Origin of the sequence: Streptococcus sp. 1453 (assembly GCF_013276955.1) — a bacterium.
Taxonomy (GTDB): domain Bacteria; phylum Bacillota; class Bacilli; order Lactobacillales; family Streptococcaceae; genus Streptococcus.
Genome location: NZ_VMLZ01000003.1, coordinates 137,633 through 152,131 on the forward strand (window position 1 = coordinate 137,633; position 14,499 = coordinate 152,131).

At 39.9% G+C, this 14,499-nt stretch carries 9 protein-coding genes; 2 read left to right on the plus strand and 7 right to left on the minus strand.

Annotated features, from left to right (window positions below; genetic code table 11):
• Nucleotides 1–14: 14 nt before the first annotated feature.
• From addA to HW098_RS02595, 4 genes are all read right to left on the minus strand, one after another.
• Nucleotides 15–3,665 (minus strand): helicase-exonuclease AddAB subunit AddA, encoded by a 3,651-nt coding sequence (gene addA, locus HW098_RS02580; RefSeq protein ID WP_175880738.1) that lies wholly within the window; start codon nt 3,663–3,665, stop codon nt 15–17.
• Nucleotides 3,662–6,937, minus strand: coding sequence for an ATP-dependent nuclease subunit B (gene rexB, locus HW098_RS02585; RefSeq protein WP_176139197.1), 3,276 nt, complete (start codon nt 6,935–6,937; stop codon nt 3,662–3,664). Before rexB ends, addA begins: the two co-directional genes overlap by 4 nt.
• A gap of 208 nt (nt 6,938–7,145) precedes the next feature.
• Nucleotides 7,146–8,033, minus strand: a complete 888-nt coding sequence (locus HW098_RS02590; protein WP_175880736.1) for a diacylglycerol kinase family protein — start codon at nt 8,031–8,033, stop codon at nt 7,146–7,148.
• Between the two features lie 638 nt (nt 8,034–8,671).
• On the minus strand, nt 8,672–9,937 hold the full coding sequence (locus HW098_RS02595) for a hypothetical protein (RefSeq protein WP_050242696.1): 1,266 nt from the start codon (nt 9,935–9,937) through the stop codon (nt 8,672–8,674).
• Between the two features lie 348 nt (nt 9,938–10,285).
• On the opposite strand from HW098_RS02595, the gene HW098_RS02600 reads away from it, so the two are divergent.
• Nucleotides 10,286–10,636 carry a tyrosine-type recombinase/integrase gene (locus tag HW098_RS02600; protein WP_345789767.1) on the plus strand — a complete coding sequence of 117 codons (351 nt, stop codon included), beginning with the start codon at nt 10,286–10,288 and terminating at the stop codon, nt 10,634–10,636.
• 126 nt (nt 10,637–10,762) lie between these two features.
• On the opposite strand, the gene eno is transcribed toward HW098_RS02600, so the two are convergent.
• Nucleotides 10,763–12,067, minus strand: coding sequence for a surface-displayed alpha-enolase (eno, locus tag HW098_RS02605; protein WP_000022821.1), 1,305 nt, complete (start codon nt 12,065–12,067; stop codon nt 10,763–10,765).
• 163 nt (nt 12,068–12,230) lie between these two features.
• On the opposite strand from eno, the gene HW098_RS02610 reads away from it, so the two are divergent.
• Nucleotides 12,231–12,677 carry a DUF1694 domain-containing protein gene (locus HW098_RS02610; protein WP_176139198.1) on the plus strand — a complete coding sequence of 149 codons (447 nt, stop codon included), beginning with the start codon at nt 12,231–12,233 and terminating at the stop codon, nt 12,675–12,677.
• On the opposite strand, the gene HW098_RS02615 is transcribed toward HW098_RS02610, so the two are convergent.
• A complete protein-coding gene (locus tag HW098_RS02615; RefSeq protein WP_176139199.1) occupies nt 12,674–13,789 on the minus strand; it encodes a glycerate kinase in 1,116 nt (371 codons plus the stop codon). The two genes, HW098_RS02610 and HW098_RS02615, sit on opposite strands and share 4 nt — an antisense overlap.
• Before the next feature lie 8 nt (nt 13,790–13,797).
• Entirely contained in the window at nt 13,798–14,442 is a 645-nt protein-coding gene (serB, locus tag HW098_RS02620) for a phosphoserine phosphatase SerB (protein ID WP_176139200.1), read from the minus strand.
• Nucleotides 14,443–14,499 lie beyond the last annotated feature (57 nt).

The following is a 14,499-nucleotide window of genomic DNA, read 5'->3' on the forward strand; positions in this document are numbered from 1 at the left end:
GTCTCCTTTCTAGATTATACTTTTACAACTTGAACCTCGTCTTTACCGAGTAAAATCAAATATTTTTCAATATTTTCAATCGAATAGGCTCGAGATAGAGCTTCTCCGTATAGCGCTAACTGACCACGATAACGGTCTACGAGTTGACTTGGTTCATCATAGCGGTCTGTCTTATAGTCGAACAGAACGATTCTGTCCTCGTAAAGCAGATAGCCATCAAGGATACCACGGACAACAAAGTTTTCGTTACTCTTTTGATCTCGTTTGAGCATGGAGAAAGGTTGCTCGCGGTAGAGATGGTTGGTATTAGCGAGAATTTCCTGACCGAGCGCTGTGTCAAAGAATGCAAGAATTTTAGCAAGATTGATCTTGTCTCTGACAGCTGGGCTGGTTTGAACTTGTTTGAGAGTTTCTGTCAGACTAGCAAGCGTTGGTCGCTGACTGAGGTCCATTCTCTGCATGAGTTCGTGGGTAGCACTACCAATCTCAGCTCCTGTTACCTTTTCTTTAGTTGAAAAATCTGGTAAATCAAAGCTAATTTTCTTGTCTACTGACTGGCCTTGACCTGCAATCTCGACACCCTCCATATCCATAACTGGTTCGTAGAATTTCTTGATTTGACTTGGGGTTTGAACACTAGGAAGTTCAATGGCTGCGCGGTGAATACTATTATAAACTTCCACCTCTTTCAGCATTTCAAGGGCTTCTTTAATGGTTTCAGACTGGCGATTGTCTGCTTGGGAGCTATCTTGTAGAGGACTCTTGTTTTCTAACTCTCCGATAGCTTCTCTGGTCAACTGTTCTTCTCCAACAAAACGATAACTAAAGTTGAGTTTGTCCTTAGTAAACACTTTACTGATAGCCCAAAGCCAATCTTGGAAATTCCGTGCTTGCAGTCTAGTATTGCTAATTAGTTTTCCATTTTTAGCTGCTGGATATTCCTTGGCTTCCAACTTTTCGCGAGAACCCTTGCCGACAAGATAGAGCTTTTTCTCAGCCCTCGTCATGGCAACATACAGCAGACGCATTTGCTCAGAATAGCTTGCCAGCTGTAATTCTTCTTCGTTCTGTCTATAGGTCAGGCTAGGAATGGAGAGTTTGATGGTTTTAGGATAGTGTTCTTCCACTGCTCCTGTCCCCATTTTGGCAATATATTTGACACCAAGTCCATTTTTACGGCTGAGAATGACCTCTGACATGCTGTCTTGCTTGTTGAAATCTTGATCCATATTGAGAATAAAGACGTAAGGAAACTCCAGCCCTTTACTCTTGTGGATGGTCATGAGCTCTACTGCATCTTTTGGCGGTGCGACGGCCACGCTTGCCAAATCGTGCTGGGCTTCTAAAACCTGGTCAATCATACCAATAAAACGCGACAAGCCCTTGAAATTGCTCTTTTCAAATTGATCAGCACGCAGTGCTAGGGCATAGAGATTGGTCTGTCTAGCAGGCCCATTTGGCAAAGCTCCCACATAATCATAATAAAAACGGTCGTTGTAAATCTTCCAAATCAAGTCATAGAGGGAGTGGGTTTTGGAATACAGTCGCCAAGAAGCCAATATATCCATGAATTGGTTTAGTTTCTCAGCTAGAGCGGTGTGAATCAAGTTTTTCTGGCTTGTTACCATTTTTTGTGCATTGACCAGTTTTTCATAGAGATTTTCTTGGACTTTATCCTCTGCTTTCTGAAGGGACAAACGTGCTAACTCGTCTTCATCAAAGCTAAACATAGGAGACTTCATAAGGGCAACCAAGGCATAGTCTTGCAGGGGATTGTGAATAACACGAAGGGTGTCCAGCATGACTTGTACTTCTAGGGATTGGAGGTAATTGTTTTGCTCTCCGTCAGTTTTGACAGGAATCCCGTACTCAGACAGGGCGAGAAGAATCTGGTCATTACGACTGCGGCTGGAGGTCAGAAGGGCGATTTCTTTAAAGGCAACACCTTGTTCCTGATGAAGTTTAAGGATTTCCTTGATAACTAAGCGCATTTCGCCTGTTAGTTTCGTTTCTGTTTGACTCTCTTCTTCCTCATTTGAGTCGTCCTTATCGTAGAGGAGCAATTCTGCTTTGTTTTCTGGATTAGGAGTCAGTTTGGTATTGGCAAAAACAAGCTGGTGCATGTTATCATAGTTGATTTCGCCGACCTCTTGGTCCATGAGACGTTCAAAGACATCATTGGTTGCTGACAGCACTTCTGAACTACTTCGGAAATTTTCCTTGAGGAGAATGAGCTTGCCTTCTTGGGGATTTTGCGCATAGCGTTGGAATTTCTCATTGAAAATCTGCGGATCTGCCTGACGGAAACGATAGATAGATTGCTTGATATCTCCCACCATAAAGCGATTGTGACCATTCGACAGCAATTCCAGCATCCGTTCTTGAATGTGGTTGGTATCCTGATACTCATCGACCATGACTTCGTGGAAACGCTCCTGATAAGCCTCACGAACTTGCGGGAAATTCTCTAAAATCTCAATGGTGTAATGGCTAATATCAGCGAATTCAAAGGCATTTTCCTGACGTTTACGCTGACGATAAGCTTCTACAAAATCACCCATGAAGGTTTGGAAAGTCTTAGCTAGTTCCCATGTATCTCCATGATAACGTTCTTGATAGTCAAGAATCGTTAACTGGTCTGCTAGTTGTCCCAGTTCAGCAAACTGGATCTTTCTCTCTTCGTTGTAGGCATCAGCCAGTGGCTTCAAATCAGCCTTACGACTGGCATTCGTCAGAGCTCGACCATTTTTCTCTTTAGAGATTGCGACAACACGCGCAAGTACTGCCTGATAAGCCTGACCATCGGACTCCTGATTTAGGGAGCCAATTTCATCCAGAACTAACTGGATATTTTCTAAATAAGCAGCCTTTGCAAATTCCTTGGCATCATTATCCAGATGATAACGGAAAAAGCTTTTCAAATCCCAAAGGGCTTGCTGGATTTGTGTGGTCAGTTTTTCTTTTTCACTGCTAAAATCAGCTTTTTCAAAGCCTTTGAGGAAAGATTCACTCAGCCACTTTTGCGGATTACTGGTGGATTGGAGGAAGTCATAAATTTTATAGACTTGCTGGCGTAGCCCCCGTTCATCTTTTCCACGTCCAGCAAAGTTTTTCAGCAAATGACTAAACTTCTCTTTCTGTTTGCTTTGGTAATGGGCTTCAAATACCTCATGAAAGACTTCGTTTTTTAGAAGAAGTTGCTCGCTTTGGTTTTGTAAAATACGGAAATTAGGCGCAATGTCAAGCAGATAGCCATGTTTACCAAGGAATTTTTGTGTGAAAGAGTCCATGGTTCCGATGGCAGCATTGGGTAGGTCTGCCAACTGGCGACCCAAGTGTTGTTTGAGCTCGACATCATCCGTTTCTTGGATTTGTTGGCTGATTTTTTTCTCCAAACGTTCCTTAAGCTCTGTGGCAGCCTTAACGGTAAAGGTTGAGATAAAGAGTTGAGAAATTTCGACACCACGCGCCAATTGATCCAGAATGCGCTCGGCCATGACAAAGGTCTTCCCAGAACCAGCCGACGCTGAAACAAGGATATTTTGACCAGAAGTGTAGATGGCTTCAATTTGCTCGGCAGTTTTCTTTTGTTCCTTGCTCGAATGCGCTTCTGCTTCTTGCAGTTTTTGAATTTCCTTCTCAGTTAAAAAGGGAATAGGCTTCATCGATTCAACTCCTCTCTTATTTTTTCAAACCAAGCTTGCTTGAGTTTTTCTCCGACAAGACGCTTGCCATCAGTTAAGTCCAACTTTTCTAGAAAACGGGCTTGGCCCAAGTGGTAATTGGCTTCAAATCCTGTGATGGCTTGATGTTGCTGGACGTATGGGGCAATACTTCTGCCATTTTCAGTATAAGGGTTAATGGCGAACTGACCTGCTAAAATCTTCTCAGCTGCTTTCTTGTAAAGATGGGCATTGTAGTCCAGCAGGAGCTGGAATTCCTCATCCGTCAGCTGATTGGCCTTGTTTTTATTGTAAAATTCGCCCAAATGACTGCTTTCTTTTTCTAAAAAGAGTCCTTGGTATTTCATTGACTTGCTAGCTTCTACTACTGCACCTGCCAGACTTTTAACGGCCATCAGAGATTGGACGGGCTCAGCCATTTCCAAGTACATAGCACCAAAAAAGTTCTGCTCCCCTTCTCTTTTTAAGGCAGCTAAATAGGTTGGCAACTGAGAATTAAGCCCATTAAAGAAATGAGGAAACTGGAACTGAGTTAAACTCGACTTGTAGTCTACCACTCCAATCGCTCCATCAGCTTTCAAACGATCAATCCGGTCAACCTTACCTCGTACAAAGACACTGCGTCCATTGTCCAATTGAATAAAGGCTTGCTCTTTCCCACCGAAATTCGCTTCCTCTTTGATGGTTTCGATGGCTGGATTGTGTCGGAGAATATGTCCAGTTGTCCGTGCAACATCAAGCAAAACTTCCTTGGTAAACTGGGCTTCCAAACTTTCCTGATAAATAGCCTCAAATTCCCGCTCTTGACTGGTTTCTTGAATAGCTTGTTCTAAACGTTGGTCAAAAGAATCTTCGTCAGGCAACTGCAAGGCACGTTCAAAAATGCGGTGCAAAAAATTCCCGTGACTACGGGCATCTGGACGCAGGCGCAATTCTTCCTGCAAGCCTAAAACATAACGGAGGAAATAACTGTATTGGTTTCGGTAAAACTCCGTCAAACCAGAGGTAGACAGGTAAAATTCCTTGTCAGATGGATAGAGAGCTTGTAAGGTGTCCTTAGCTAACTGCTTGCTACTTGGACTGGTTGGGAGGGCTGGATTTTCCAGACCTTGCTGGTCTAGTTTTTTACCCATGACACGCGCCAGAACCTTAATAAATGTCAAATCTTGCTCCGTCTCACTCATCTCGCCCTGCTGGTGATAGGCAACCAGACTAGACAAAAGACTGTGATAGGAACCCATATCCTCCTTAGACAGCCCCTTGTGATTCATCCTCCTCTCTCTCCGCCTAAATCCAAAATGAACCAGCTCTTGAAGATAAGCTGATTCCTTGCTTTCACTTTCATTAAAAAGGCTTGGAGCCGACAAGACCAACTGCTTACGAGCAGAATTGACCAAGGAAAGCGTAGTGTAGCGATTTTTCTTGAGATTTTCACTGCTGGCAATCAGCAATTGCGCTCCCTCTTCAGTCGTTTGGTTTAAATTTTGTCTTTCTTCGTCTGTCAAAAGACTGGTGTTTTGAGCAATTTTTGGCAAATTATCCTGAGTCAGACCAATGGCATAGACAAAGTCAGCTGTTAAGGGCGCAATCAAATCGTAACTCTGCACCAGAACGGTGCCCACTGTCGCTGGAATAGTACGGTATTGAGATAGACTCATTCCAGAATGGAGCAAGGCTAGGAAGTCCTCTAGACTAACCTGTGAATCAGCAAAAACGGTCGCAAATTGTTCTAAAACATGGCAGAATGCCTTCCAAACTTCGGCCTGTCTTTCCTGCTCTAGGGCTTTCATGGTAGCTGTTAAATCTTGTAACTGCTTAGTTACTGCTCCTTCTTTTAGAAAGACATTCCACTTTTGCAAGAGATTTTCAGACTTTTGTTTTCGGCTGGCAAAAAGAGTCTCAAGAGGGGTTAAAATACGCAGACGAAGAGCATTCAAACGTCCTAAATCAAATTTTCCGTGGTGGGATTTGGTGAAGGTTTGCTGAAAGGCTGGCAAGCCATTGATACCAAGATAACGGATATATTGCTCAAATGAGTCAATATCAGCCTGACTGAGGTCGGTATACAAACCTGTTCTGAGAAGGTTTATCAAATCTTCCTGACGGAAACGATAGCGTTTTAAAGCCAAAATAGACTCGACAAACTGTGTCAAGGGATGATGAGCCATGGATTCGCTTCTACCAAGATAGAAAGGAATCTGATACTGGTCAAAAATGGTTTTAAGAGATAATTGGTAAGAAGCTACATCCCCCAAGAGAATACGAAAATGCTTGTAACTCAGGTCTGCATTTTCATGTAATTTCTGACGAATACTACGGGCTACCAATTCCAACTCTTCTTTTTGCGTCAAGCAAGACCAGATTTGTAAGTTGTCACGGTCCTTCTCATCGACATCCAATGTTAATTCTGAAAAGTCATAGGACGATTCCAATAAACGAGAGGCCTTATCAAAACTATCCATCTGCTCATGCGTTTGAGAACAATCCTGAGCAGGTGTTTGGTATTTAGAGGCTAGATGATGGAGAAACTCCACACTGGCTTGATAGAGATTCCCCTCGCTAAAAGGACTGGTATAAGATTTCTTACTAGCATAGGCTCCAATGATAATCTCAACACCCTTGCCATGAAGTAGGTCCACAATTCGCTCTTCCTCAGCAGAAAAACGAGTAAAGCCATCAATAACCAAGGCGATTTGAGTAAAATCACTACTAACTTTGTCATTCTCAATAGCTTCAATCAAATGGGACAACTGACTTCCTTGAGCCAACTGGCCTTGATTGAGATAAGCCGTTACTTTCTCAAAAATCAAGAGCAAATCCGCTCGCTTATCCTCATCAGTCAAGTTTTCCAAGTCCAAAAAACTCATCTGAGCTTTGGTCATCTCGTGGTAAAGCTCAATCAACTGCTGGATAAATTGAGGATCCTGCTTAATCGCACCATAAACACGTAAATCCTTGGGATCGAGTGCCGCAAGACACTTATAAAAGACCATCCCAAGACCAATATCATCAAGACTGGTCTTGGCAGGCAAATCATTCAAAATCAGGTAACGAGCCATTTGAGCAAAACGCGTGACGGTAATCGCAAAAGAAGCCTGCTGGGACAAGCATTCCAGCACGGCACGTTCCTTTTCAAAAGAAAGAGAGTTGGGGGCGATGTAGAAAACCCGCTTACCAGCAGCAACTAGCTCATCCGCCTCTCTGGTTAGAACCTCAGTCAAAGAAGTCCGAATATCAGTATAAAGTAATTTCATCTCTGCCTCGTTGGAATTTTTCATTACCTTTTATTATACCATGATTAGCCTCGTAAATCTGTTAAAATATTTAGGCCATCCTTTCTTTTATTCATCATATGCTAAATCTGCTAGATCTTAAATACTTAATTTTACTTGTATTAGATAGAATAAATCTGGCTACTGAAAATCACATAATAAAAAAGCCTCGGTAACAAGGCTTTGAGTTTTATGATTGTTCCTTAGGTCCAGAGTAGACTTCAATGTGTTGTCCTAGTACCTTGATGTCGACTGGTAGATTATCTGATTTATCACCATCGACATCCGACTCTAATTCGATATCAGAAGAAATTTTAATAGTACGTGCCTTTATATATTCAATATTTTCATTCTCTACAAGATCTCCTTTTAACAAATCCGGAATCAAAGATAATTTAGAGAATATAGAAGCATCTTTCAAAATGAGAATATTTGCATATCCATCCTTGTTTTCTTCAAAGATTTTTTTATCTGCAAAATAATTTGTTAGAAGTACTAAAACATGACTTGCTTCCCCAAGGTAATTTCCATTTTCAGTTTCGACTTTAATGTTAAAGACTTGATCTGTCATGACAGACTTCATGGTATTAACTGCATAGGCCAAGATACCAAATTTCGTTTTATCTTCAATTTCAACATTATGAATGGCTTCAGGGAGAGACCCGATACTAAAGATATATCCAAAATAGTGACCATTTGCTTTTCCGATATCAATCTTATCAGTTAAATTGAAATCTAGTTCTTCAATAGCTCCGTCAATATCTTGATTGATTTCTAAAAGTTTTGTAATCAGGTTACCAGTACCACCTGGTATAATTCCCAGTTTAGGAATATAGTCCCTTTCAGCAATCCCTGAAATAACTTCATTGACTGTACCATCTCCACCAAAAACTAGAATTGATTCATATCTTTCTCTAGCAGCTTCTTCTGCGAAATTTGTAGCATCTTTGGCTTTTTGAGTAATTTTAGTTTCCACATCATCAAAATACTCTCTTGCTTTATTCTCCAGCTTCTCTTTGTAATCTAAAGCTTTTTCTCCTCCAGAAGTTGGATTGATAATTAGCATTATTTTTTTCACTCTGTATTTTCTCCTTAAAATTGAAATAGAAAGGTTATTCTCGATGAAAATCAAAGCGTAAACTAGGGAACTAGCTGTAGGCTACTCACAACACTGTTTTGAGTCTGTATATTAGCCTGACGTGGTTTAAAAAGATTTTCTAAGAGTATTAACCTGATGACACATGACATTTGCGTATATTGCTATTATACAATGAAATGTTAAAAAATAGAAATAAATTGCTTTTAATATCGGTTTTTATCTCATATTAAAAAATGATCTATTTTTTAATAGTAGGTTATTCTTAATCATCCAAATTAGTCTCTCTCCTCCACACGATGGAATATAGTTCGTAGATATTATTGCTATTTTCTAGTTCCGGATAAAGATAAAACTCACTTGAAAGAAGATTTTCCCCATATATAAGTCAGTCTTTGTCTGACTAGCTACTAGCAGATAGACGAGTTAATGTTTATTGTCTACTAATCTGAAAATGAAAATACTTCAGAGGCAGGCACAGCTAAGCATAGCAAAAACTTAATTTTAGGAGAATCTGAAGTATCTAGTATTACAATAAAAGGCATCTTATCAAGTGTTTGGAGCACTTGATAAGATGCGCTTTCCTGTTTGTTAAGATTTTTCTCCAACTTTATTATCATTTAAGATAAGACGCTTCCATCATGTTTTGCATCATCATCAACAAACTGTTCTTTAACCAAATCCTTGATATCACTTTTGATACTTTTAGTATCTATAATAGAATCTTCACCTAGTTGGTGAAATGTCGCTTTATCTCTAATAGTATATTCTTGTTCATCGTCATATTTTTTGGTTATCAATCGAATCATCTTTCGTCTTAAAGATTTTTCCCCTTTGATGTTTCCTCTTTCTTTTATCCATGCCACTGCTAAAATGACCAGCATTAGACAACCGACATAACCTAAAAGAGGATACATAATGGAGACTAATTCTTTAAATCCCATAAAAGATAAACCATATCCTATAGCGACCGTAGCAATTAGAATAGGGTAAAAGCGCTTAGGTTTGTTTGAAGAGAAACGTTTTGCCAAGGCATAAAATAAACTGAAAGCTGTATTAAAAATAAGTCCAAATATAATTAGAGCATACAGCAAAGAAAATAGAGGATGAATTTGCTCCGCAATTGTTAACATAGGAATATCAACAGTTGAAACAAGTTTTATGTTGGCGTATAAAATACCAGTTGCTACGGTAATAATCAAACTAACTACAAGTCCACCTAAGAGACCACTTTTTTCCGCAACACCAATTCTCATGACAGAACCTCCTAAGACAAATGCCATGGATACACCAGTCATAACAGTTAGTGCGAAATAATTTAGTAAAGAAACCCAGACATTGGGCATCGGAGAAGAAAGTGTAGCTGTGATTGCTTCTAATTCTTCAAAATCAAAACTTTTCCCTACGAACGTATGGACTGCCATAATGATAATCATGACAAAGACCAAAGGAGTAAATATCCCAAGAACGCTGGTAATCTTTTCAAAATTAAGAAAACTGACAATAATGACCAAGATAGCACAAATCAATCCTCCTAACCAAAATGGCAAACCAAATTGTTGGTTAAGGTTTGAACCAGCCCCAGCAATCATAACAAAACCAATTACAAAGCAGGAAACAATTAAAGCAAAATCAAGAATCTTATTAGTAATAGGCCCGGCAATTTGGGAAAGAACTTCAAAATGATCATTTGAACGGAAATAGCTTCCTAAGGTAATGATAATTTTACCAAAAATAATACTTATGATTCCAAGAACAATCGTTCCAATGATACCCCATTTACCAAAACTAACAAAGTATTGCATTAAATCTTGGCCTGAAGATAATCCAGCACCAATAACAACACCTACATAAGCTAATGCTATATTTAAAATACGTTTTAACACTATTTTCTCCTAACCGTTATCACTACAATCAATGATTGTCTATTTAGTATACTATTTTCTTATATTATTGTCAAAAATATAGGTATTAGAACCATATACATAGAAATATTTCTGCACGATATAGCAAGATAACACAAGGACTAGTCAGTTACTAATTAAAATTCTATCCTCCTCAATTGTTTGAAGATATTGGTTGCTCTTACGCTAGACAAATATCACAAAGATAGCAAGACATTAGACATCCACACAACATTCAACCGATACATTCCAGACGATGATGGAACTAAGACTTTTGCCAGCTTCAGGACGACACACCTCACAAAAAGAGAGATTGAAATACTTGATAAAATGATTGAATTAAATCGTCTAAGCGAAACAACCGATAAGAATTGGCATAAAAGTGACCGCATCTTTGTTACAAACACTGGTAAGCCAATCCATAGTTCAATTCTAAGCAAGTTTCTCCAGCGAGCAAACGAACGCCTTAAAAAGCCAATTCCTAAACATCTGTCCCCTCACATCTTCAGACATACAACTATTAACATCTTAGCAGAAAATAAAATTCCTTTAAAAATAATCACGGGCAGGGTTGGTCATTCCGACTCTGAAGTCACTACTTCCATCTACACCCACGTCACAAAGATCATGAAATATGAAGCAATCAAGGTACTGGATAAAGTTATGAAAAAGATTTTTTAAAAAGTTTTGCCCCCTAAATACAAAAATAGCCCTTCGGATAAATTCCGAAGGGCTAGAAACGTTGTTAAATCAACGGCCGAACTTTTGAATTTCATGGTTCGGGATAAAATAGTTCACTGAACTATTTTATTTTTTAAGGTTGTAGAATGATTTCAATCCACGGTATTCAGCTACTTCACCAAGTTGATCTTCGATGCGAAGCAATTGGTTGTATTTAGCGATACGGTCTGTACGTGAAAGTGAACCAGTCTTGATTTGTCCTGCGTTAGTTGCAACTGCGATGTCAGCGATTGTTGAATCTTCAGTTTCACCTGAACGGTGTGATACAACGGCAGTGTAACCAGCTTCTTTCGCCATTTCGATAGCGTCGAATGTTTCAGTAAGAGTACCGATTTGGTTAACTTTGATAAGGATTGAGTTAGCAGCACCTTCTGCAATACCTTTTTCAAGGTAAGAAGTGTTTGTTACGAAGAAGTCGTCACCAACCAATTGAACTTTACCACCAAGACGTTCAGTAAGAGCTTTCCAACCATCCCAGTCATTTTCATCCATACCATCTTCGATAGTGATGATTGGGTATTTGTTTACCAATTCTTCAAGGTAGTCGATTTGTTCTGCAGCAGTACGTACAGCTGCTCCTTCACCTTCAAATTTAGTGTAGTCGTAAACTTTACGTTCTTTATCGTAAAATTCTGATGAAGCACAGTCAAATCCGATAAATACGTCTTTACCAGGAACATATCCAGCAGCTTCGATAGCAGCAAGGATAGTTTCAACTCCGTCTTCAGTTCCTTCAAAACGAGGAGCAAATCCACCTTCGTCACCTACGGCTGTTTCCAAACCACGAGATTTAAGGATTTTCTTAAGAGCATGGAAGATTTCAGCACCCCAACGAAGAGCTTCTTTGAATGATGGCGCACCAGCAGGTACGATCATGAATTCTTGGAAAGCGATTGGAGCGTCAGAGTGAGAACCACCGTTGATGATATTCATCATTGGAGTTGGAAGAACTTTAGTGTTGAATCCACCAAGGTAGCTGTAAAGTGGGATTTCAAGGTAGTCAGCAGCAGCACGAGCTACAGCGATAGACACACCAAGGATTGCGTTTGCACCCAATTTACCTTTGTTAGGAGTACCGTCAAGAGCGATCATAGCACGGTCGATAGCTTGTTGATCACGTACATCGTAGCCAATGATAGCTTCAGCAATGATGTTGTTTACGTTGTCAACAGCTTTTTGTGTACCAAGACCACCGTAACGAGATTTGTCACCGTCGCGAAGTTCAACTGCTTCGTGTTCACCAGTAGAAGCTCCTGATGGAACCATACCACGTCCGAAAGCACCTGATTCAGTGTAAACTTCTACTTCAAGTGTTGGGTTACCGCGTGAGTCTAGGACTTCGCGAGCGTAAACATCAGTAATAATTGACATTTTTTACTCTCCTTATGAGTTAAATTTTTTACACCTCTATAATACCTTAAAACCCCTCCTTTTTCAAGAAAAAACGTTATCTTTGTGCAAATTTTCCTTAACTTTATAAAGTAATCGCTTTCTTTTGTCTGTTTTATTCTAACTTTTATGATATACTATTTTCATGACAGATTTATCAAAACAATTACTTGAAAAAGCTCATGGTGGGCCAAAACTAAATCCTGATGAGCAAAGACGCTATCTTGGTACCTTTGAAGAAAGAGTTCTTGGATATGCAGATATTGACACGGCAAATAGCCTTCAGCTAGAAAAAGGCTTTTTATCTATTTTAGAGAACCTTCAGGAAAAGGCTGAGCCACTATTTGTGAAGATTTCACCAACTATCGAATTTGACAAGCAAGTTTTCTACTTGAAGGAAGCCAAAGAAACCAATAGTCAAGCCACCATAGTATCTGAAGAACATACTTCTTCTCCTTTTGGTCTGATTATCCATAGCAATGCACCAGTTCAAGTAGAAGAAAAGAACCTTCGACTTGCTTTTGCAAAACTTTGGGAAGGTAAAAAGGAAGAACCTGCCAAAACATCCATCTGGAAGAAATGGTTTGGCTAAATCTTACTCAGACTTAATAAACGCCCAATATTGGCAGCCGTGTGCTCCAAATAGAGACTGGCATTTTTCAAACTATCTTCCAAAGGTTCGCTTTTCTCTAAAATAGAAAAGGCAGCTTGGATATTTTCAAATGGTAGGGATGGTAAATCTTCAGCAAGACTACCACAAATAGTAATGACAGGAACTCCGACAGGGGTTCTTTTTGCTACGCCTATCGGCGCTTTCCCAGCAAAGCTTTGACTGTCCAGTCTACCTTCGCCAACGATAACTAAATCAGCATCTGCAACTTTCTTATCAAAGTTGATTAAGTTCAAGCAGGTATCAATTCCAGACACGATACTTGCCTGAGCAAAGGCACACAAACCACCAGCAAGGCCTCCACCAGCTCCTGCTCCTTTAATTTCCAATGTTGCAGGGGAGACTTTTTCATAAAAATCTTGGATCGCTTGATCTACGGTCTCAAACATAGTAGGATCTAGGCCTTTTTGCTTGCCAAAAGTGTAGGTCGCACCTTGATGACCACATAAGGGACTAACGACATCTGCTAAAATACGAATTTGCACATCTTCAGGAATTTCATAGCGATTTTCTGTTGAAACTGAAGCTAATTTTAGTAAGGATTGACCGTATGCAGGCAAGACATTTCCATCCCTATCATAAAATCGATAACCTAAACCAGCAGCGATCCCAATTCCTCCGTCATTACTAGCCGTACCACCAACGCCGATATAGATTTCTTTAATCCCTTTAGCAATGAGATGACGAATCAATTCTCCAATACCACAAGTTTGGATTTGTAGTGGATTTCGTTTCTCCAGAGGAATTTTTCCAAGGCCGACCAAGTCAGCTACTTCAAATAGGGCTAATTCCCCTTTTTGAAAATAGCGCATGGCTTCTTTTTGGCCAAAAGGGCCTGTCACTTGGATCCATTTTTCTTCTAGGTCAAGAGAATGTCGGATAGCATCTACAGTACCTTCTCCCCCATCACCAACAGGGCAGAGGAGACAGTCTACATCTGCTATCGATTGTTGGAAGCCTCTTTTTATTGATTCAGCTACCTCTTCAGCGCTCAAGCTTTCCTTAAACGAATCCGGTGCAATTAAAATCTTCATATTTTCCCTCATTCTAAAAATTCAATCAAAGGCAGAATTTCTAAAAAATCCCTCTTGTCAACATGATTCGGTATTTCCTGTTTCAGCACTTCTTTGGCACAAAAAGCAATTCCCAATCCTGCTGATTTCAACATCAATAAATCATTGGCCCCATCACCGATTGCAACTGTTCTTTCTCTAGGAAGTTTGAGTTCCTCTCTCCATTTTTCCAGAATCTCTTTTTTGACCTGGGGACTGATAAGTTGTCCAATCAATTTTCCAGTTAAAAGACCATCTTTGACTTCAAGTTGATTGGCAGAGAAATAGGCAATGCCAAGTGATTTTGCTAATCTCTCAACTATTGGAGTAAATCCACCGGACACTAGACCAACTAAGATGCCGTTCTTTTGGAGAATTGAGATGAATTCTTGGGCATTTGGCGATAGATGAATAGTGTTGAAGATTTTATCAAAGATCGAAATAGGAAGACCTTCCAACAAGGACACTCTTTTTCGCAAACTCCTTTCAAAGTCCAACTCTCCTCGCATTGCCCGACTTGTAATCTGCGAAATTTCCTCCTCACGACCTGCCTCTCTCCCCAAAAGATCAATCACTTCTTCTAGGATTAAGGTTCCATCAACATCCATGACACACAAGCCTTTTACTTGAGACATCAGTTCTCCTCTCTAAACAGCCTAAAAATCGTATGAAGTCATCATACGATTTTATCT